Raw genomic sequence first — 19,436 nt, forward strand, 5'->3', positions numbered from 1 at the left:
GCGGGGCTCCGAAGAGCGCCTGGACACGACTGTACCCGAGCGGTCTGCGTGCGCCGGCTCGCTTCGAGACGTTTCAATTCGGGCCTAGCGGTTCGGGCAGTTCCACGCCCAGTTCCACGAGTTCGTCGGTGACGACGCGGATCGCGTTGAGCGCCTTCGGGAAGCCGCAGTACTGCACGACGTGGATGACGGTCTCGAGCACCTCGGTCGGCGAGCATCCGGCACGGATGGCGCCGCGGGTGTGCCCGCGCAATTGCGGTTCGAGGCCACCGATCGTCACGAGCGACGCGAGCGAGAGCAGCTCCCGTTGCGCGAGCGTGAGGCCCGGCCGGGAGTAGATGTCGCCGAAGTTGAACTCGATGCCGAGTCGCGCGAGGTCTTGTGCGCGACCCTGCTGCATGGCGACGAGGCCGTGTGAGGCCCCCTCGCCGTAGACGGCGTCGAACCAGTGTCTGCCCTTGTCGAGGCGCTCGGTCATGACTGCTCCTAGATCGAATGTCCGCCGTCGAGCGGCAGGATGACGCCGGTGATGTTGACGGCCGCCGGCGAGGCGAGGAAGACGATCGCCTCTGCGAGGTGCTCCGGCTCGCCGAGGAGGCGCGTCGGAATCTGGTCGAGCAACGCCGCTCGGCGCTCCGCCGAGTCCTGGTCGCGTCCGGGCGTCGCTTGCGCGCCCGGTGCGAGCGCATTCACCGTGACGCCCCGATCGGCGACCTCGATTGCGAGTGCCTTCGTGAGCCCGACGACCCCGGCCTTCGCCGTCGCGTACGCCGAGGCATTTCGCACGAGTCGTCCGCCCGAGACCGCCGCGATCGAGGCGATGTTGATGATGCGGCCGTCACGCCGATCGAGCATGCCCGGAAGCACCCAGCGTGTGACGTTGAACACCGTGTCGAGGTTGCGCGACAGTTGGGTGCGCCACGTCTCGGCGTCGAGCTCGGCGAACGGCACCACGGCACCACCGCCCGCGCCGTTCACGAGGATGTCGACTCCGCGCTCTCGCTGCACGGCGGTCAGCGCTTCGCCTACGGCGTCGAAATCGGTGAGGTCGACGGCCACCGCCTCGGCGCGGGAGCGGCCGAGCTCCGCCGCGAGCGCCTCGGCTCGGTCGCGAGCGAGGTCGACGATGACGACATCCGCCCCCTCGGCGACGAGTCGGCGACAGATCACCTGGCCGAGAGCGCCGGCCGCGCCCGTGACGAGTGCTCGCTTGCCCTGCAATCGCCTCATGTCAGTCCTCACGTCGGTGAACAACTTGTAACGTTTCAAGAACAGAACACTAGCGCAGCTCGGCACGACACGCATCTCTTGAGTACATCTTCCGTCGACGTTGTGACGTTTCACGCATCCCGGCAAGCGCGCGCGCCTGAACCCTCGGTTCCGACTCCACATTCGCCCGTGTGGGCCGACATTGCTGGGCATCGGTTGCGGAATCAGCCTTGACACCCGCGGTGCCCAAAGTTAGCATCGCGGTTGAAACGTCTCAAACGGGGCGTCGCACTTCAAGGAGGAATTGTGACCACAGCACAATGGCGGCGCCTCGGACGCCGCTCTCTGTTCGTCGCCGCGGCCACCGCGTCGGCGCTCGTGCTCGCCGCGTGCAGCGGTGGGGGAGCGCCCGCCGGCGAAGGCGCCGACCCGCAGAAGCTCGAGTACCTGGTCAATGCCGAGAACGGCAACATCCCACCCGTGCTCGAGTCGATGGCGTCGGGCGTCTGCGAGGCCGAGAACGAGGCACTGCCGCTCGAGATCAACTCGATCCCGCAAGCCGACCTCGACGGCCAGATCCAGCTGCTCGTCGGCCAGGACGCCCTGCCGGCGATGTTCGCCGCGGGTGGCACCCCCGCAGAGGGCGCCAAGCTCTGGAACGCCGGCAAGCTCGTCGACTTCGACGAATCGCTCGAGGAGCTCGGCGTGCTCGACCAGATCGAGCCCGGGGCGATCTCGACGATCAAGGCCCTCTACGGCGGTGCCTTCAGCTTCCTGCCGTTCCAGTACAACATCGAGGGCATCTTCTACAACAAGCAGATGTTCGCCGACCACGGCTTCGAGGAGCCGAAGACCTGGGACGAGCTCCTGGAGGTCGCCGAGGCCCTGAAGGCCGATGGGGTGCTTCCGTTCACGGCATCCGGTGAGCAGGGCTGGCCGATCACTCGACTCCTGAGCGGGTACATCTTCCGTTCGCTCGGCCCCGACGCACTCCGCAAGGTCGCCGACGGCGAGGCCAAGCTCACCGACCCGGAGTACGTCGAAGCGGCCGCGGCGATCGCGGACCTCGGAGCGAAGGGCTACCTGAACGAGAACATCGCATCGCTCGACTACGACGGCGCGCAGAACGAGTTCCTCGAGGGCAACGCCGCGATGTTCTACATGGGAACGTGGGCGCTCACCGCGATCAACGACCCCGAGGGCAACAAGATCGGCGCCGACAACGTCGGCTTCATGCCGTTCCCGGCCGTCGATGGCGGAGCCGGTGACATCGGCCAGTACCCGTCGAACGTCGGCCTCCCGTCGACGTTCGGTTCGGCGACGTACGGCCCGAAGGTCCAGTCGTGGGTCAAGTGCATCACCGAGAACTTCGGTGAGATGTCGCTCGTGGAGCAGAACACGATCTCGGGCTTCAAGGTCCCCGACGAGGTGTGGGCCGAACAGCCGCAGCTCACGCAAGACGTGCACGAGCGGATCTCGGGAAGCACCGAGAGCGTGCTCTGGTTCGAGGCACTGTTCAACGCGAAGGCCGGTCAGGACTCGTCGAAGAACGTCTCGCTGCTCGTGACCGGGCAGATGAGTCCTGAAGAGTTCATGGGCCTCCTGCAGACCGACCTCGACGCGGGCTGACAAGAGAAGCGTCACCGTCGAACGGGTGGTGGATGGGCGTGAGCCCACTCACCACCCGTGACACCACCAGCGAGATGATGTCACCACGTCGCTCGCGCAGAAAGGCACCATGAAATCCGTACTCGGTGACCGCCGCGCCATCGCGATCCTCCTGGGTCCGGCGCTTCTGGTCTACACGCTCGTCATGCTCGTCCCGGTCGTGTGGTCGTTCGGCTATACCTTCGTCAAGGGCAATCCGCTCGAGGGGTTCCGCTTCTCGGGCATCGACAACTTCGCGCGATTGTTCGTCGATCCCGACATCCGCGATGCCCTCTTCTTCACCATCAAGTACGCCGTCGTGATGACGGCCGGCCAGGTGATCATCGGCTACGGGCTGGCGCTGCTCTACATCTTCGTGCTGAGGCGCTCGTCGGTGCTCATCCGCACGCTCGTCTTCTTCCCCGTCGTGGTTCCGACGGTCGCGATCGCGCTGCTCTTCCAGAAGCTGTTCCAGTCCGCCCCGCGAGACGGCGTCGTGAACGAGCTCCTCGTCAACGTCGGGCTCGGCAGCGTCGACTGGCTCGGGCAAGCCGACACCGCGTTCCTCGTCATCGTCGTCATGGACATCTGGCGATCCGTCGGGTTCTACGCCGTGCTGCTCTTCGCCGGGCTCATCGACATCCCCGAGGACATCATCGAGTCGGCGCGCATCGACGGGGCGCGGCATTGGAGCCTGTTCCGCCACATCATCGTGCCGCTGTCGCTGCCGATCCTGTTCTCGTCGATCATCTTCAGCATCAACGGCACCATCAAGGTGTTCGACTCGGTGCTCGCGCTGACCGGCGGCCAGCCGGGCAACAGCACCACGCCGCTGACGCTCTACATGTATCGCACTGCGTTCGCCTTCAGCGACTACGGCTATGGCAGCACGATCGCGCTCCTGCTGACGATCATGTGCCTGCTGGTCACGATCGTCATCTTCCGATCCGCCCGCCGCGACATCACGAACTGAGGACCCGGACATGACCGCTCTCCTGACCGACTCCACCGTGGCCCAGCCGACGGTCGTGGCACCGCCGCCTCTCCGTCGCAGCCGCGGACCGCTGCACTACGTCAAGCGCGCCCCCGTCGCGCTCGTCGTCGTGCTCCTGCTCGTCATCGAGATCTACCCGCTGTTCTGGATGTTCATGAACTCGCTGAAGTCGAGCCAGGAGTTCATCTCGTCGCCGTCGTGGTGGCTGCCGGCCGAGTGGCACTGGGAGAACTACGCCGTCGCGTGGGAGGCCGGCAACCTCGCCACGACCGTGCGCAACAGCATGCTGGCCACCGTGCCGTCACTCCTGCTCATCGTGCTGCTCGGCGTCGCGGCTGGCTTCGCGCTCGAGGTGATGGTCTGGAAGGGGCGGAACGCCGTGCTGCTCACGGTGCTCGCGGGAATCATGGTTCCCGGCCAGATGATCCTGCTGCCGCTCTTCACGATCTACTACAACATCCACCTCACGGGCACGCTCTGGCCGCTCATCATCACCTACGTCGGTCATGGGCTGCCGCTCACGATCTTCATGATGGCGACCTACTTCCGTGCGATTCCACGGGAGATCTTCGAGGCGTCGACGATCGACGGCGCGAGCATCATCCGCTCGTTCTTCTCGATCGGCTTCCCCATGGTGCGCAACGCCGTCGTCACCGTCGCACTCGTGCAGTTCTTCCTGATCTGGAACGACTTGCTCTTCGCGATCACCTTCGCGAACCGCAAGGAGCTCAACACGGTGCAGGCCGGCCTGCTGAGCTTCAGCGGCGAGTACGGCCAGCTCGACTACGGGCCGCTGTTCGCGGCGATCTGCATCACGATGGGCGGCATCCTCGCGCTCTACCTCTTCCTCAACCAGCGAATCATGCAGGGACTCGCGGCGGGTGCCGTGAAGGGCTGATCGAGCACGTTCGAACGCGAGGGGCCGGTCGGCGAGCGGCCCCTCGGCATCCGTCTCCGCCTCAGTCGACGAGGCTCACCCGAAGTGCGATCGCCTGGCCCTCGGGCAGCTGCACCTCGCCCCGAGCGTGCGCCGAGTTGCGCTGCACGTCGTCGATCGTGAAGACCTGCGGATGCCGCGTCACGGTCATGTTCCACGTGTCGATCACGTCGACGGCGTAGCGGTCGCCGAGCTCCACGCGCTCGCCGAGCACGCCTTGGGGGAGTGAGAACGCCCAGCTCGCCGGGGCGTCGCGACCGAGGTACTGCAGGTAGAGGCGGCGGGGGATGCCGACGGTCGACGTCGTGTCATCCCACTTGTCGATCGGGTCGAGCCCGGTGCCGTCGACCTCCTCGAGGATGCGCCGGAGGAACCCGAGCCGGGCCGGGCTCTCACCGCGGAACCTGCCGCCGACGACGATGTGCAGCGTGCCCTCGGCCGTGAGGAAGCTCTCGCCGTGCGTCGCGTACGTGCCGCCGACCGTCGCGAGCCAGAAGCGATGCACGAGCTCCTGGGCGCTGAGATTGCCCCAGCGTTCGACGGTGTCGCCCTCGTACTTGATCTCGTCGAGCACGATCGGCTTCCGGTACGCGTCGCGGTAGAGCACCGCCCGCCCCGGCTCGGCGACGGCCCAGCCGTTCTGGATCGAGGCGTGGGTGACCCATGGCTTGTTGTAGTCGTACAGCTGGATCCAGTTGTGGATGGAGCGGAGGCGCTCGTGCGGATCGATGCGCACGAGCTGCCGGAACACGTCGTCCCAGCGCTCGTCGGGCCGTTCGAGCTGGTCGTACTCGTTGGCGAGCGACCACCAGACGTTCCGGTACGCCGACAGCCGCGCGATCACGTAGTCGAGGTATCGTGCGTCCTCTTCGGCGCTGAGCCCGTCGAGGCCGTACTCGCCGCGGTCGTAGGGGTGGAAGAGGATGACGTCGGCCTGGATGCCGCGCTCGAGCAGGTCGGCGACGGCGCGATCGATCGCGCGGAAGAACTCGAGGTCGGGCCGGTCGACGTCCCAGCCGCCGTCGGCAGTGCGGGCGAACGGGAAGGTCGGAGGCACGTACTCGACGTGCCCGCCTCCTTGCGGGAACACGAGGAAGCGGAGCTTCGTGAACCCCGCCTCGGCGATCGCGTCGAGCGTGCTCTCGTACAGGTCGGTCGCCTGGTGCACCCAGTTGTAGACCGTCGCCCCCACTGGCCGGTACGGGGTGCCGTCGGCGTGCGCGAAGTGGAACGTGCCGGCGACGCCGACCGGGCCGTGGTTCCCGGGACCTGGCGCGGTGACGGTGAACCAGCCACGCTGTCCGTCGAGCACCTCGCTCGAGCTTCGGGTGCGATACGTCCAGTCGCCCGTGTCGGGTGGCGAGAAGCGCACGAGGTAGTGGCCGTCTCCGTCGAAGAAGCCCGGCACCGACATGCGCTCGCCGTCGCGGTCGAAGTCCACCGAGAAGCCCGGACCACCGTGCCCGGCAGACGGCATCGGGCCGGCGAACCGGCCCTCCCAGACGCCCCAGCGTTCGACGGCGACGGGGCCGTGACTCACGCGATGTCCCGTGCGGGAACGAGGCCGGTGATCTCGGCGTAGTCCCCGTCGTCGAGCTCGAGCCCGGCGGCGTCGATCCAGCCGTCGACCTGCTCGGGTCGGCGCGCGCCGACGATTGCGCCGGTCACGCCGGGGAATCCGAGGGTCCAGGCTGCGGCGGCGGATGCCGGGGAGACGCCGTGACGCGCGGCGACGTCGGCGATCGCGCGCCCGATGGCCAGGTTGCGGTCGAGGCGCTCGCCGAAGTCAGGGCTCGACTTGCGCCAGTCGTCGTCGGGAAGCCCAGCGACGCGCTCGGCGGTGAACGCGCCGGTCAGGAGTCCCGACCCCATGGGGCTGTAGACGATGACGCCGGTGCCCTGATCGACGCACCAGTCGAGCAGCCCGTCGTGGGCGATGTCGGGTCGGATCGCCGAGAACGGCGGCTGCAGGCTGTCGACGTGGGCGATCGCCTCCGCTCGCTCGAGTTCGGCGAGGCCGTGGTTCGAGAGGCCGATCGATCGCACCTTGCCCTCGTCGCGAAGCGCGGCGAAGACCGACCAGTACTCCTCGAGGGGCGTGCCGTCTTCAGCCGGCCAGTGCATCTGGTACAGGTCGATGCGGTCGACCCCGAGTCGCCGGAGCGATCCCTCGACGCCGGCACGAAGTGCCTCGGGTGATCCGCGCCGGGCGGCGCGGGCGCGGCGGTCGGCGTCGTCCCAGACGAGACCGCCCTTCGTGAAGACGAACGGTCGGTCGCCCTCGGGCATGTCGCGCAACGCGCGCGCGACGACCTCCTCCGAATGCCCGAGGCCGTAGACGGCCGCGGTGTCGATCCAGTTGACGCCGAGCTCGATCGCGCGATGGATCGTCGCGATCGACACCTCGTCGTCTTGAGGGCCCCATGCGAACGCCCAGTCGCCGCCGCCGATCGCCCAGGAGCCGAGGCCCACGGTCGTGATGTGCATTCCGGTCGTGCCCAGTGGCCTGGTCGCCAAGGTCATGATTTTCCCTTCCTCATTCGGATCGACTTCCCCGATACTCGTGCCTCCACAGATGCCGCGCCTCGAACCCGAGCTCGCGACGGGCCTTCTCGCTCGAGACGAGGGACTCGTGCTCCCCGAGGGGACGGCGCAGCTCGACGCCCGGGCACCACGTCGCCGCAAGCTCGCGAGAGGGGATCTCGAGCCCGCTGTCGGGTGCCGCGGCGACGTAGGTCTCGAGCCCGGGCCGGGCGTGCGTGAGCGCGAGCGCGACGAGCTCGGCGCCATCGCGCACGTCGAGATAGGAGCCGAGCAGGTCGCGCCGGTACGACGGATCGCCTGCGAGGGCGAACGAGTCGTACTCGTCTTCGCCGACGACGTTCGTGAATCGCAGCGCGGTGATCGAGGTCGACTCCTGCCAGCGCACGAGCTGGGCGAACATCGCCTCTTCGAGCACCTTGGCAAGGCCGTACGTGTTGTTGGCGGCGGTGAAGCCCTCGTCGACCGGGAGGTACGGCGGCGGCTCGTCGAAGGGGAAGCCCATCGCCGTGATGCTCGATGCCGCGACGATCGTGCGGACGCCGGCACGCAGCGCGGCGAACATGACGTTGAAGCTGACCGTGAGGTTGTTGTGGAACGTCGTCGCGTCGGGAACGAGCCCGTTCACCGGGATCGCCGCGAGGTGCACGAGGGCGTCGACGCCGTCGTGTCGCGCCGTCACCCCGAGCATCGCGTCGAGCGTCTGCCCGTAGTCGAGGAGATCGACGAGAGTGAAGCCGGATCCGGCCGGGCCACTGCGGTCGAAGCCGACCACCTCGTGCCCGTCGCGGGTCAGCCGCTCCACCACGGCGCGGCCGAGCTTCCCGTTGCTCCCGGTGATTGCGATCCGCATCAGTCGTCCGATCCCGTGGCCGGTGGTTGAGGAGCGCCGGGCGCAGCCCGACGCGCATCGAAACCACCAGTCTGCCGATCGCCCGCCACCTCCGCCACGAGCGCAACCACCTCATGCCCCGCCGCATCGACCTCATCGCGATGAAGGTGCCCGGTAGCTCGACCGGGCGCCTCCTGCTCGAGGAAGAAGCCCGAGAACGTGCCGTCGACGGCGAGGATGTCGTGGCTCGTGCCCGCGGGCACGAGCACGATGTCGCCCGCGCCCACCTCGCGCGCATCGCCCTCGAGGAGCATCCGCGCGCGGCCTCCGGCCACGAACCAGACCTCGTCGCCCTCGTGATGGTGCCGATCGAAGCGGTCGCCGACGCGGAACGCGAATCGGCCCGCGCCGGCGATCGAGCACCCCTCAGGTCGGGTCTCAGGGCTGAGCCAGCGACCCGGTGCGTAGATCGGCATCGATTCTCCCTCGCGGCGACCGGCGCCTGCATGCCGGCCGTGTCGATGCTACTGCATCTTGAAACGTCTCAACAAGTTTTGCCCCAGCAGTGGTGCATTCATGTAGCATCCGTTTGAAACGTGTCAGGATCGAGTGACGAGGTACTCCAATGATGGCTACTCCGGCACCGCCGACGATCGAGCATCATCGCTCGCCCATCGGCATCGGGGAACCGACTCCGCGATTGTCGTGGAAGGTGTCGGGCGAGCCGGGCTGGCGCCAGGCCGCTGCCGAGATCGAGATCGTGCGCCGCGACGGCGTGCGCCGTTGGGTCATCGAGACCGATGAGCAGGTGCTCGTCGACTGGCCCGACGAGCCGCTCCGCTCGCGAGAGCACGCGATCGTGCGGGTGCGCTTGCGCGATGACGGCGCGAACTGGAGCGCCTGGAGTGACCCGAGCGATCTCGAGGCGGGCCTGCTCGAGCCCGACGACTGGGTCGCGGTGCCTGTCGGCGGCGCCTGGCCCGAAGACCCCGACTCCGACGACCGACGGGCCGCGCTCGTGCGCCGCGAGTTCGAGGTCGGCGACGGCCTCGTCTCCGCTCGGCTGTACGCGACCGCGCACGGGCTCTACGAGGCCGAGATCAACGGGCGAAGGGTCGGCGATGACGCGCTCTCGCCCGGCTGGACTGTGTATCCGCGCCGACTCCGGTACTACACCTACGACGTGACCGACCTGCTCGCCCCGGCCCAGCGCAACGCGATCGGCGCGTGGCTCGGCGACGGCTGGTACCGGGGGCGACTCGGATGGCGCGGCGGCTTCCGGAACATCTTCGGGTTCGACCAGTCGTTCATTGCGCAGCTCGAGCTCACGTACGCCGACGGTCGTCGTGAGGTCATCGCGACGGATGCCGCGTGGCGCGCGAGCGTCGGGCCGATCCTGCGAGCCGGCAACTACGACGGCGAGGAGTACGACGCCCGGCACGAGCAGCCCGGCTGGTCGTCTCCCGGGTTCGACGACGCCGCGTGGTCCGCAGTGGCGACACGGAAGCGAGACCGAGCCACGCTCGTCGCGCCGCAGGGCCCGCCCGTGCGCTGCACCGAGGTGATCTCCCCGGTGGCGGTGCTCACGTCGCCGACCGGGCGGCGGATCATCGACTTCGGCCAGAACCTCGTGGGCCGGGTGCGCATCCGCGTCTCGGGCGAGGCCGGCGATCGCGTGACGATCCGCACCGCTGAGGTGTTGCAGCACGGCGAGCTCTACACCCGCCCACTGCGCGAGGCGAAGTCGACCGACCACTACGTGCTCGCCGGCCGACCGGTCGAGGAGTGGGAGCCGCGGTTCACCTTCCACGGGTTCCGGTACGCCGAGGTCGAGGGCTGGCCTGGCGATCTCGACGCCGCTGCAGCGCGCGGTGATCTCGTGGCCGTGGTCTACCACACCGACCTCGAGCGCACGGGATGGTTCGCGAGCTCCGATCCCGAGCTCGACCGGTTGCACGAGAACGTCGTCTGGAGCATGCGCGGCAACTTCGTCGACATCCCCTCCGATTGCCCGCAGCGCGATGAGCGGGTCGGCTGGACCGGCGACCTGCAGGTGTTCGCCCCGACGGCGTCGTTCCTCTACGACGTGAGCGGCATGCTCGCCGGCTGGCTGACGGATGTCGCGGTCGAGCAGCTCCCCGACGGCACGATCCCGTGGTACGTGCCGGTCATCCCCGCGCACCACATGTGGACGCCGATCCGCCCGGGTGCGGCCTGGGGAGACGTGGCGACGTTCACGCCGTGGACGCTCTTCGAGCGGTTCGGCGATGTGGGGATCCTTCGCGCGCAGTACGACAGCGCACGACGATGGGTCGACCTGCAGGCGCGACTGGCCGGACCCGACCGGCTGTGGAACCACGGCTTCCAGCTCGGCGACTGGCTCGACCCCGACGCTCCTCCGCAGGACCCGGCCGACGGCAAGACCGACCGCTACCTCGTGGCGACGGCCTATTTCGCGGCATCCGCTCGGTTCGTCGCCCGGATGGCGCACGTGCTCGGTCATGCCGGCGACGCGAGGGCGTACGCCCGGTTGGCCGACGAGGTTCGCACGGCGTTCGTCTCGGCCTACGTCGGCGACGACGGCATCATGACGAGCGATGCCCAGACGGCGTACGCGCTCGCGCTGGCGTTCGACCTCCTGCCCGAATCGCTGCGAGAGCCCGCGGGGGAGCGGCTCGCCGAGCTCGTCGCCGAGTCGGGCAATCGCATCTCGACCGGCTTCGTCGGCACCCCGCTCGTGGCCGACGCGCTCTCGATCACCGGGCACACCGATGTCGCCTACGACCTGCTCATGGAGCGGAGTTGTCCGTCGTGGCTCTATGCCGTGGCGCACGGCGCGACGACGATCTGGGAGCGCTGGGACAGCATGCTTCCCGACGGCACGGTGCACTCGGGCACGATGACCTCGTTCAACCACTACGCACTCGGCGCGGTCGCCGACTGGATGCACCGCACCGTCGCCGGCATCGCCCCTGACGCGCCGGGCTACCGGCGCATCCGGTTCGCTCCGCGCCCCGGCGGCGGACTCACGTGGGCCAAGGCGGAGCACGAGACGCCGTACGGTCGAGCCGCGATCTCCTGGCGGATCGAGGCCGATCGCCTCGAGGTCGAAGTGACCGTGCCGCTGGGCACGACGGCCGTGCTCGACCTCGCCGGCGAGACGGAGCGAGAGCTCGGGCCCGGCATGCACCGGCACGTCGCGGAATTCGCCGCCGTGTCGGTGCCCTGAGAAGTCGCGCCGGGCACATCGGGGCAGTACTCTCGACGGCAGCGACTGAATCGTTTCGGCGAGGCCGAACGCGATCGGCATCGGTGGGAGATGGCCCGGCGAAGGAGGCGGAGTGGTAGTCAGCGTGCGGGATGTCGCTGCTGCGGCATCCGTCTCCGTGGGCACGGTCTCGAATGTGCTGAACCGGCCCGAGAAGGTCTCGCCCGACACCGTCGAGCGCGTGCGTGCTGCGATCGCGGAGCTCGGCTTCGTGCGCAACGACGCCGCTCGCCAGTTGCGGGCCGGGCGCAGCAGCTCGATCGGCCTCATCGTGCTCGACGTGCGCAACCCGTTCTTCACGGATGTCGCCCGGGGCGCCGAGGATCGCGCGGCTGAAGACGGCATGACGCTCCTGCTCGGCAACAGCGACGAGAACCCCGATCGCGAGGGCGCCTACCTCGACCTCTTCGAGCAGCAGCGCGTGCACGGCGTGCTCATCTCACCGCTCACCGACGACCTGCCGCGGCTCGAGCGGTTGCGGAAGCGCGGCACCCCGGTCGTGCTGGTCGACCGCGAATCCGCCGACCGCAGCTACTCGTCGGTCGCGGTCGACGACGTCGTCGGCGGCGAGCTCGCGGTGCGCCACCTCGCCGACATCGGGCGACGTCGTGTCGCGTTCGTCGGCGGCCCGTCGAGCATCCGGCAGGTGGTCGACCGGCTCGAAGGTGCGCGTCGTGCCGTCGAGGCGACCCCCGGGATGACGCTCGAGGTCATCGAGACCGAGTCGCTCACCGTGCTGCAGGGGCGCGCGGCGGGGGAGCAGATCCGCGAGCGGCCCGTCTCCGAGCGTCCCGACGCGATCTTCGCGGCGAACGACCTGCTCGCCATGGGCGTGCTCCAGGCGCTCAAGATGCTCGGCACCGTGGAGGTGCCGGGCGACATCGCGCTCATCGGCTACGACGACATCGACTTCGCCTCGGCTGCGGTCGTGCCGCTCTCGTCGATTCGGCAGCCGGCCTCGCTCATCGGCTACACGGCCGTCGACCTCCTGCTGAAGGAGGCGGCCGCAGGCAGCGAGTTCACCCCGGAGCAGGTGACGTTCCAGCCCGAGCTCGTGGTTCGCGAGTCGACGCGCGCCTGAGGACTGTCGCCGAGACGGTAACGTGACCGATGAACCGGTGAACCGGTTATCACGGATGATTCGCTGAAGGGGCCCGATATGACCGACCGCCTGACCGGAAAGACCGCACTCGTCACGGGCGCCGCCTCGGGAATCGGGCGGCAGGTCGCGCTGCGATTCCTGGGCGAGGGCGCGCGTGTCGTGTTCGCCGATCGCGATGAGGCGGCGCTCGCCACGGTCGTGGCCGGGCTCGGCGACGCGGGCGACGGAGCCGGGGCCGCCCGGGCCGTCGTCATGGACATCTCCGACGAGGCATCCGTCGAGGCGGCGATGGCATTGCTCGCCGCCGACGGCTGGAGCCCGAACGTCGTCGTCGCGAACGCCGGCGTGCAGCTGTTCGGCCACGATGCCAAAGCCGGCGACCTCGACCTCGAGGTCTGGCGCCGCACGATCGATATCAACCTCACGGGAACCTTCCTCACCGTGAAGCACGCGGTGCGGGCCATGCTCGCGCGCGGCGACGGCGGCGACGGTGGCGGCAACACCGGCGGCGGCTCGATCATCCTCACCGGCAGCCCCACCGGGGTGCGCGGCGAGGGCGACGTCTTCACCGCGTACAGCACCTCGAAGGCCGGCATCCACGGGCTCGGCCGCACCGTCGCGTCGGCGTACGCGCGCGACGGCATCCGCGTCAACACCGTCATCCCCGCGTACACCGAGACGCCGCTCGTCTCCACGCTCACCGGCGATGACGAAGCGCGCACGGCGATCGTCAGTCGCATCCCGATGGGCCGCGCGGGCTCCGCGGCCGATGTCGAGGGCATCATGGTCTACCTCGCGAGCGACGAGAGCGCGTTCGCGACAGGCGCCGCGTTCGCGGTCGACGGCGGGATGTCGAGCCTGTGACCCGCGAGAGCTGGGCCGCACGCGAGAGGGCCTGGGGTGACCACGAACCCGAGCCCGTGGCGTTCACCGTCGGCCCGTGGCGGTTCGAACTCCGCGGCGACGAACTCGCCGACCTGACCTTCGACGGCTCACCCGTCGTGCGCAGTGTGCGCGCCGTCGCGCGTGATCGGGACTGGGCCACCGTGCCGGCGACTGTCGAGGCGGTGGACGAGCGTGGCGACGGCCTCGATCTCAAGGTCGCGCTGCGTGGCTTGGGAGCCGATATCGCGGCTGCGATCGAGGTTCGCGCCGACGACGCCCGTTTCGCGGTGCGGCTCGTGGCGAGGTCTCGCGTCGAGTTCCTGAGCAACCGGTTCGGCCTCATCGTGCTCCATCCGCCCGTCGTGGCGGGCGCGGAGCTGACGATCGGCACGGCGAGCGGCGGCATCCGTGACACCGCTTTTCCCGTGGAGGTCTCGCCGCACCAGCCGGCCATGGACATCCGCTCGCTCGCGTGGACTCACGACGGCGTCGCGACGACGGCGACCTTCGCGGGCGACGTGTTCGAGATGGAGGACCAGCGCAACTGGACCGACGCCTCGTACAAGACGTACAGCACGCCCCTCGCGCGCCCGTTCCCCGTCGCGATCCCGGCGGGCGCTGTGATCGAGCAGTCCGTCGAGTTCGAGTCCACGCGGGTCGAACCGCGCCGGGTGACGGATGCCGCGGCAGGCGCCGATCGCGTCATCGAGTTCGACGAGACCGATCACCACGTCCCCGCCCTGACCCTCGGCGCCTCGACCGTGCCCGACGCCGCGTTCTCGGCCGACGGCGTTCCCGCCGGCGTTACTGGGCTCCTCGTCGAACTCGACACGCGGTCTTCGTCGTGGCGCGCCGCGCTCGATCGCGCTGCCGTGGAGGCGGGCGGGCTGCCGCTCGACGTGCGCATCACGGCCGACGACCCGGCCGCCGTGCATGAAGCGGTCGCCGCTGCTGCGGCATCCGGTGCCGTCTCCCGCATCGGCGTCTTCGGCGGCCGCGGGCACGTCACCGAGCCCGAGCTGTGGGAAGCGCTCACGGATGCCGCGCGCACGAGCCTGCCCGAAGCCGAGCTCATCGGTGGCGCTCGATCGCACTTCACCGAGCTCAATCGACAGCACCACGAGCTGCCGGCAGATCTTCAGGGCATCACGTTCGCGATGACGCCGCAGATGCACGCGACCGAGCGCGCCCAGCTCGTCGAGTCGATCGCGATGCAGGCGACCGTCGTGCGGGATGCGGTGCGGATCGCCGACGGGCGACCGGTGCATGTGGGGCCGATGACGTTGCGATCTCGCTTCAACGCGGTGGCGACGAGCGGAGGTGGAGCACGGATCGCGACGGCGGCGCTCGCCGAGGGGTATGGCGCCGAGCTCGTCGAGGGGGCGACCGATCCTCGCCAGGCGTCGGTCGCGCTCGAGGCCTGGACGGTCGCGAGCTTCGCGGCGATCTGCAAGGGCGCCGTCGCCGGCGCGGGCGCAGGAACTGCCACCGGCACCGGCTCGGTCGCGAGCGTCGACTACTTCGAGACGGTCGGGCCACGAGGCATCCGCGATGCCGCCGGCCCGTTCCCAGTGGCCCGCGCGATCGAGGAGATCGCCTCGATCGCCGGCACGAGGTTGCTCACGCCGCGGGGCGAGACGCCCGACGGCATCTGGATCGTCGGCGGGGCGAGGCCCGACGGCTCATGGCGCGTGCTCGTGGCGAGCCTCGCCGACGAGCCCGTTGCGCTCCTCATCCCGCACGGCGGACGCGAACGCCATCTCATCGTGGCGCCCTACGAGGTCGCGGTGCTCGACTCGCAGGGATGACGCCGGGGTCGACGCGTCGATCGATTCTGAACAGCTCTGCTAGGGCGCGCCGAGCAGGGGGACGCAACGGGGACAATGAACGCGTGACTGAATCGCTGCGTCCGCCGAAGGAGTCCGTCGAGCCTGGATCCGTTGGCTGGTTTGTCGTGAAGAACGCGGCCTGGGGAGCGCTCCTCGGTGCCGGAATCTCCATCGCCTGGATGGTGATCATCCAGGATTTCTTCTTTGCTATTCACGTCGCACTGATTGGCGCGGCTCTCACCGCGATCTACGGTGCAGTCAGTTCCGTGCCAGCCTTCTTCGTGGGCAGAGGCGCCGCACAACTTCGGTTGCTGGTGGTCGGTGCCGTGTTCGCCGGCACCGCTATGGCAATCCAAGTCGCCCTAGTCATGCTCTTTGCCGCGCCTGGCTATCTCTGGCACGCTGCCGTGTACGCCTCGCTAGGTGCTATTGCTGCTGCCCTCACGTACCGCGCCGCTCTCCGTCAACAGAGGCGTGCGGGACCCGCTGCCGTCGCGAGCTGACGCTCAACCAGTCAGAAGCGACCGATCCTGAACGCGGGTCGAAAAGTGGTCGCGACGCGGCCGAATCGGCGGTCAAGTCTCAAGATCGTGCGGCGACTGTCGCGAACCTGATCGACTCAGCCGGTTCCCGCGGCGTCGCTCTCCTGCGCGGCCGCGAGTCGCGCTGACGCCGTCGCCATGTGCGCCGCCATCGCCGAGGCGGCGGAGTCACCGTCGCGCGCGGCGAGGGCGCGATAGACCGCTTCGTGCTCTTCAAGCGCGGTGCGGGCTTTGGCTTCGTCTTGCACGGCGCGATCGACCCAGACGCGCAGGAGCGAGCGCACGATCTGCAGCAGGTCGAGGAGCACTGAGTTGTCGGCGCTCGTCGCGAGTTCGTGGTGGAAAGCGAGATCGGCCTTCACGAAGGACTTCAGGTCGTCGTCGACCGAGGCGCGCATGCGGTCGAGGTGCCGCGCGAGGGCGGCGAGCTGCTCGTCGGTGAGCCGGTCGGCGGCGAGGCGGGCGACGTAGATCTCGAGGCCCGAGCGCAGCTCTAGCAGCTCGGTCGTGCTGCGCTGGCCGATGAGCACGCCCCAGCTGAGGCTCTGGGGGAGGAGCTCGCTCACCGTGCCGCGGAGGTAGGTGCCCGATCCGGGTCGCACGTCGACGATGCCGAGGATCTCGAGCGCCGCGAGCGCCTCTCGCACGGCTGAGCGACCCACTTCGAGGCGCGCCGCGAGCTGGCGTTCGGGCGGCAACCTGGTGCCCGGTGGGATCGAGCCGCTCGTGAAGAGATCGAGGAGCTGCGTGGCGACCACCGAGACCGCGGAGCCCGACGGGAGCGCGCCGAGGGCGGCGGCGATCTCGGCCGAGCTGTCGTCGCGGAATGCGGGCATACGCCTAAACCTACCAACCGCAGAGGCAGTCGAATGAGGACTCACGGCTTGCAATTGGTCAACCGGTTTGCCAATATGGTGACCCGGGCCCGACGTAGCAAGGGGCGATCGTCGGGCCCGGGCCAGAGTCGGACAGACAGGAGTCAGTGTGGACACCACCACAGCGCAACCAGCCGTCGTCAGTGACGTCGAACGATCCGCGATCCGAAAGGTCGCGGTGCGCCTCGTTCCCTTCGTGGCGCTGATGTTCTTCATCAACTACCTCGATCGCACCGCGATCGGATTCGCCGCCCCCAACGGCATGAACGAGGATCTCGCCCTCTCGGCGGCGCAATTCGGCTTCGCCTCGGGGGTCTTCTTCATCGGCTACATCCTGCTCGAGGTGCCCTCGAACCTCGCCCTGCACCGCTTCGGGGCCCGCAAGTGGCTCGCGCGCATCATGGTGAGCTGGGGCATCGTCGCCGCCCTGTTCACGTGGGTCGGCAACTTCGAGCAGCTCGCCGTGCTGCGGTTCCTGCTCGGCGTCGCCGAGGCGGGCTTCTTCCCCGGTGCGATCCTCTTCCTGAGCCTCTGGGTGCCGGCCGCGCACCGCGGCAAGATCCTCGCGCTCTTCTACCTGGCGCAGCCGCTCACGACCGTGATCGGCGCACCCCTCGCGGGCGTGCTCATCCAGCAGCACGGCGTGTTCCTCGGTCTCGAGGGCTGGCGGTTCATGTTCCTCGGCGTCGCGATTCCCGCGATCGTCGTGGGCGTCGTCGCATGGTTCTACCTGAAAGACCGGCCGGCCGACGCGAAGTGGCTGACCCCGGCGGAGCAGACCTGGCTCACCGGTGCGCTCGCCTCCGAGAAGGCCGCAACCGAGAAGTCGCAGCACCACGTCTCGATCAAGCACGCCTTCAAGAGCGGCCGGGTGTGGATGCTCTCACTCATCTACTTCGGATTCATCTACGGCCTCTACGCGCTCGCGTTCTTCCTCCCGACGATCATCGAGGGCTTCCAGGCGCAGTCGGGCGTTGAGTTCGACGTGCTCCAGAAGGGGCTGATCACCGCGATCCCGTACGTTCCCGCCGCGATCGCCCTGTGGCTGTGGTCGCGAGACGCCGCCCGCCGAGGCCTCCGCACGTGGCACATCGCCGGGCCTGCGATCGCCGGCGCCGTCAGCATCCCGCTCGCGCTGTTCGCCGGGTCGCCGGCCGCCACCATCGCGGTCATCTCGATCACGGCGATGGCGATCTTCGCCGCACTCCCGAACTTCTGGACCCTGCCGACGCAGTTCCTCACGGGGGCCGCCGCTGCAGCCGGAGTCGCACTCATCAACACCGTCGGCAACCTCGCGGGATTCAGCGCCCCGTACATCACGGGCGTGGTGCACGACTGGACCGGCGGGTACGAGGTGCCGATGGTCCTCGTCGGCGGATTCATGCTCGTGTCGGCCCTGCTCATGGTCGGGCTCGCCCGCAGCGGCCGGGTGAAGGTGGCACGCGGTCATGGGCCGGATGCCGCGGCATCCGTCATCGCATCGGATGCCGCAGCACCCGACGACGAGGTCACGGGGGTGCGCCGATGACTCGCCTGCACAACCGGCCCGAGGACTTCGCCGACGAGATGATCGAGGGCTTCGTCGCCGCGAACCGCCGCTACGTGCGCCAGGTGCCCGGGGGCGTCGTGCGGTCGACCCGATCGCCCGAGGGCCAGGTCGCGGTCGTGATCGGCGGCGGCTCCGGGCACTACCCGGCCTTCGGCGGACTCGTCGGCCAGGGGCTCGCGCACGGTGCCGCGATGGGCAACCTCTTCGCGTCGCCGGCGACGGGGCAAGTGCGGTCGGTCGCGACCGCGGCCCAGAACGGCGGCGGCGTGCTGCTCACCTACGGCAACTACGCCGGCGACGTGCTGAACTTCGACGCCGCGCAAGAGGAGCTGCGGTCGGCGGGCATCCCGTGCGAGACGGTGACCGTGACCGACGACATCTCGAGCGCGCCTGCCGTCGAGAAGCACCGTCGACGTGGCATCGCCGGCGACCTCACGGTGTTCAAGGCCGCCGCCGCTGCGGCCGAGGCCGGCTACGAGCTCGACGAGGTCGTGCGGGTGGCGCGCCATGCGAACGAGCGCACTCGCTCGTTCGGCGTCGCGTTCACGGGCTGCACCCTTCCGGGCGCGGATGCCCCGTTGTTCACGGTGCCCGAGGGGCGCATGGCCGTCGGCCTCGGCATCCACGGCGAGCCGGGCATCGACGAGACCGACGTGCCGACGGCCGACGGACTCGCCGAACTGCTCGTCGGCAGCCTCCTCGCCGAGCTCCCCGACGGCGTCGACGGAGCGCGGGGTGCGCGCGTCGTGCCGATCCTCAACGGGCTCGGCGCGCTCAAGTACGAGGAGATGTTCGTCGTCTACCGCCGCATCGCCGGGCTCCTCGAAGAGGCTGGCCTCGAGATCGTCGACCCGCACGTCGGCGAGTACTGCACGAGCTTCGACATGGCGGGCACCTCCCTCACCCTCTTCTGGCTCGACGACGAGCTCGAGCGGCTCTGGAACGCCCCGGTCGACACCCCCGCCTATCGCAAGGGCTCGGTCGTCGCGGCAGAGCTCGACGAGATCACCGAGGCGACGGATGCCGCGGCCGACGCGATTCCCGAGGGATCCGCTGAGTCGCGCCGGGCGGCCGCGACCGCCGTCGAGGCCATCGCGGCGATCGCCACCGTCGTCGACGCGAACGTCGACGAGCTCGGACACCTCGACGCCATCGCGGGCGACGGCGACCACGGCATCGGGATGCAGCGCGGCGCGCACGCGGCACTCGCGGCGGCGCGCGACACC

General features: G+C 69.2%; 17 protein-coding genes. 10 read left to right on the top strand and 7 right to left on the bottom strand.

Annotated elements, in window-relative coordinates:
* Positions 1 to 73 precede the first annotated feature (73 nt).
* Both ESP51_RS16640 and ESP51_RS16645 read right to left on the bottom strand, forming a co-directional pair.
* A complete protein-coding gene (locus ESP51_RS16640; RefSeq protein ID WP_129522016.1) occupies positions 74 to 478 on the bottom strand; it encodes a carboxymuconolactone decarboxylase family protein in 405 nt (134 codons plus the stop codon).
* Positions 479 to 486: 8 nt separating this feature from the next.
* On the bottom strand, positions 487 to 1,230 hold the full coding sequence (locus ESP51_RS16645; RefSeq protein WP_164990569.1) for an SDR family NAD(P)-dependent oxidoreductase: 744 nt from the start codon (positions 1,228 to 1,230) through the stop codon (positions 487 to 489).
* A gap of 285 nt (positions 1,231 to 1,515) precedes the next feature.
* On the opposite strand from ESP51_RS16645, the gene ESP51_RS16650 reads away from it, so the two are divergent.
* The 3 genes from ESP51_RS16650 (at position 1,516) to ESP51_RS16660 (ending at position 4,748) form a co-directional block, all read left to right on the top strand.
* Complete coding sequence (locus ESP51_RS16650; RefSeq protein ID WP_164990570.1) at positions 1,516 to 2,838, top strand: ABC transporter substrate-binding protein; 1,323 nt, start codon at positions 1,516 to 1,518, stop codon at positions 2,836 to 2,838.
* A gap of 109 nt (positions 2,839 to 2,947) precedes the next feature.
* The gene (locus ESP51_RS16655; protein ID WP_129522018.1) at positions 2,948 to 3,829 is read left to right on the top strand and encodes a carbohydrate ABC transporter permease; all 882 of its coding nucleotides are present in this window, start codon (positions 2,948 to 2,950) and stop codon (positions 3,827 to 3,829) included.
* A 10-nt stretch (positions 3,830 to 3,839) separates the two neighbouring features.
* Positions 3,840 to 4,748 (top strand): carbohydrate ABC transporter permease, encoded by a 909-nt coding sequence (locus ESP51_RS16660; RefSeq protein ID WP_129522019.1) that lies wholly within the window; start codon positions 3,840 to 3,842, stop codon positions 4,746 to 4,748.
* Between the two features lie 61 nt (positions 4,749 to 4,809).
* Here the strand turns inward: ESP51_RS16660 and ESP51_RS16665 are convergent, their stop codons facing one another.
* From ESP51_RS16665 to ESP51_RS16680, 4 genes are read right to left on the bottom strand one after another with little or no spacing between them, the layout of a single operon-like run.
* Positions 4,810 to 6,327: an apiosidase-like domain-containing protein gene (locus ESP51_RS16665; protein WP_129522020.1), complete on the bottom strand. Its 1,518-nt coding sequence runs from the start codon at positions 6,325 to 6,327 to the stop codon at positions 4,810 to 4,812.
* A complete protein-coding gene (locus ESP51_RS16670; protein ID WP_206737337.1) occupies positions 6,324 to 7,310 on the bottom strand; it encodes an aldo/keto reductase in 987 nt (328 codons plus the stop codon). Before ESP51_RS16670 ends, ESP51_RS16665 begins: the two co-directional genes overlap by 4 nt.
* 13 nt (positions 7,311 to 7,323) lie before the next feature.
* Entirely contained in the window at positions 7,324 to 8,181 is an 858-nt protein-coding gene (locus tag ESP51_RS16675) for an NAD-dependent epimerase/dehydratase family protein (protein WP_129522021.1), read from the bottom strand.
* Positions 8,181 to 8,636: a cupin domain-containing protein gene (locus tag ESP51_RS16680; RefSeq protein WP_129522022.1), complete on the bottom strand. Its 456-nt coding sequence runs from the start codon at positions 8,634 to 8,636 to the stop codon at positions 8,181 to 8,183. Before ESP51_RS16680 ends, ESP51_RS16675 begins: the two co-directional genes overlap by 1 nt.
* A gap of 152 nt (positions 8,637 to 8,788) precedes the next feature.
* Here ESP51_RS16680 and ESP51_RS16685 point away from each other — a divergent pair, with 152 nt between their 5' ends.
* The 5 genes from ESP51_RS16685 (at position 8,789) to ESP51_RS16705 (ending at position 15,747) form a co-directional block, all read left to right on the top strand.
* The gene (locus ESP51_RS16685) at positions 8,789 to 11,389 is read left to right on the top strand and encodes a glycoside hydrolase family 78 protein (RefSeq protein ID WP_129522023.1); all 2,601 of its coding nucleotides are present in this window, start codon (positions 8,789 to 8,791) and stop codon (positions 11,387 to 11,389) included.
* A gap of 112 nt (positions 11,390 to 11,501) precedes the next feature.
* The gene (locus ESP51_RS16690; RefSeq protein WP_206737338.1) at positions 11,502 to 12,509 is read left to right on the top strand and encodes a LacI family DNA-binding transcriptional regulator; all 1,008 of its coding nucleotides are present in this window, start codon (positions 11,502 to 11,504) and stop codon (positions 12,507 to 12,509) included.
* Positions 12,510 to 12,587: 78 nt separating this feature from the next.
* Complete coding sequence (locus ESP51_RS16695) at positions 12,588 to 13,394, top strand: SDR family NAD(P)-dependent oxidoreductase (RefSeq protein WP_129522024.1); 807 nt, start codon at positions 12,588 to 12,590, stop codon at positions 13,392 to 13,394.
* On the top strand, positions 13,391 to 15,223 hold the full coding sequence (locus ESP51_RS16700; RefSeq protein ID WP_129522025.1) for a D-apionate lactonase family protein: 1,833 nt from the start codon (positions 13,391 to 13,393) through the stop codon (positions 15,221 to 15,223). Before ESP51_RS16695 ends, ESP51_RS16700 begins: the two co-directional genes overlap by 4 nt.
* A gap of 83 nt (positions 15,224 to 15,306) precedes the next feature.
* Positions 15,307 to 15,747: a hypothetical protein gene (locus ESP51_RS16705; RefSeq protein ID WP_129522026.1), complete on the top strand. Its 441-nt coding sequence runs from the start codon at positions 15,307 to 15,309 to the stop codon at positions 15,745 to 15,747.
* Between the two features lie 116 nt (positions 15,748 to 15,863).
* Here the strand turns inward: ESP51_RS16705 and ESP51_RS16710 are convergent, their stop codons facing one another.
* Positions 15,864 to 16,622, bottom strand: a complete 759-nt coding sequence (locus tag ESP51_RS16710; RefSeq protein ID WP_129522027.1) for a FadR/GntR family transcriptional regulator — start codon at positions 16,620 to 16,622, stop codon at positions 15,864 to 15,866.
* A gap of 148 nt (positions 16,623 to 16,770) precedes the next feature.
* Between ESP51_RS16710 and ESP51_RS16715 the strand changes: the two genes are divergently transcribed.
* Together ESP51_RS16715 and ESP51_RS16720 are read left to right on the top strand one after the other, a co-directional pair.
* Positions 16,771 to 18,189 carry an MFS transporter gene (locus ESP51_RS16715; RefSeq protein WP_422386860.1) on the top strand — a complete coding sequence of 473 codons (1,419 nt, stop codon included), beginning with the start codon at positions 16,771 to 16,773 and terminating at the stop codon, positions 18,187 to 18,189.
* Positions 18,186 to 19,436 (top strand): dihydroxyacetone kinase family protein (locus ESP51_RS16720; RefSeq protein WP_164990571.1); only part of this gene is annotated, 1,251 nt, incomplete at its 3' end. The genes ESP51_RS16715 and ESP51_RS16720, both read left to right, overlap by 4 nt.

Origin of the sequence: Agromyces albus (assembly GCF_004134825.1) — a bacterium.
GTDB lineage: Bacteria > Actinomycetota > Actinomycetes > Actinomycetales > Microbacteriaceae > Agromyces > Agromyces albus.

Excerpts from the sequence above, each read along its gene's own strand:
- ESP51_RS16640 (WP_129522016.1), bottom strand. The coding sequence starts at position 478 with ATGACCGAGCGCCTCGACAAGGGCAGACACTGGTTCGACGCCGTCTAC.
- ESP51_RS16645 (WP_164990569.1), bottom strand. The coding sequence starts at position 1,230 with ATGAGGCGATTGCAGGGCAAGCGAGCACTCGTCACGGGCGCGGCCGGC.
- ESP51_RS16655 (WP_129522018.1), top strand. The coding sequence starts at position 2,948 with ATGAAATCCGTACTCGGTGACCGCCGCGCCATCGCGATCCTCCTGGGT.
- ESP51_RS16660 (WP_129522019.1), top strand. The coding sequence starts at position 3,840 with ATGACCGCTCTCCTGACCGACTCCACCGTGGCCCAGCCGACGGTCGTG.
- ESP51_RS16670 (WP_206737337.1), bottom strand. The coding sequence starts at position 7,310 with ATGACCTTGGCGACCAGGCCACTGGGCACGACCGGAATGCACATCACG.
- ESP51_RS16675 (WP_129522021.1), bottom strand. The coding sequence starts at position 8,181 with ATGCGGATCGCAATCACCGGGAGCAACGGGAAGCTCGGCCGCGCCGTG.
- ESP51_RS16680 (WP_129522022.1), bottom strand. The coding sequence starts at position 8,636 with ATGCCGATCTACGCACCGGGTCGCTGGCTCAGCCCTGAGACCCGACCT.
- ESP51_RS16685 (WP_129522023.1), top strand. The coding sequence starts at position 8,789 with ATGGCTACTCCGGCACCGCCGACGATCGAGCATCATCGCTCGCCCATC.
- ESP51_RS16695 (WP_129522024.1), top strand. The coding sequence starts at position 12,588 with ATGACCGACCGCCTGACCGGAAAGACCGCACTCGTCACGGGCGCCGCC.
- ESP51_RS16710 (WP_129522027.1), bottom strand. The coding sequence starts at position 16,622 with ATGCCCGCATTCCGCGACGACAGCTCGGCCGAGATCGCCGCCGCCCTC.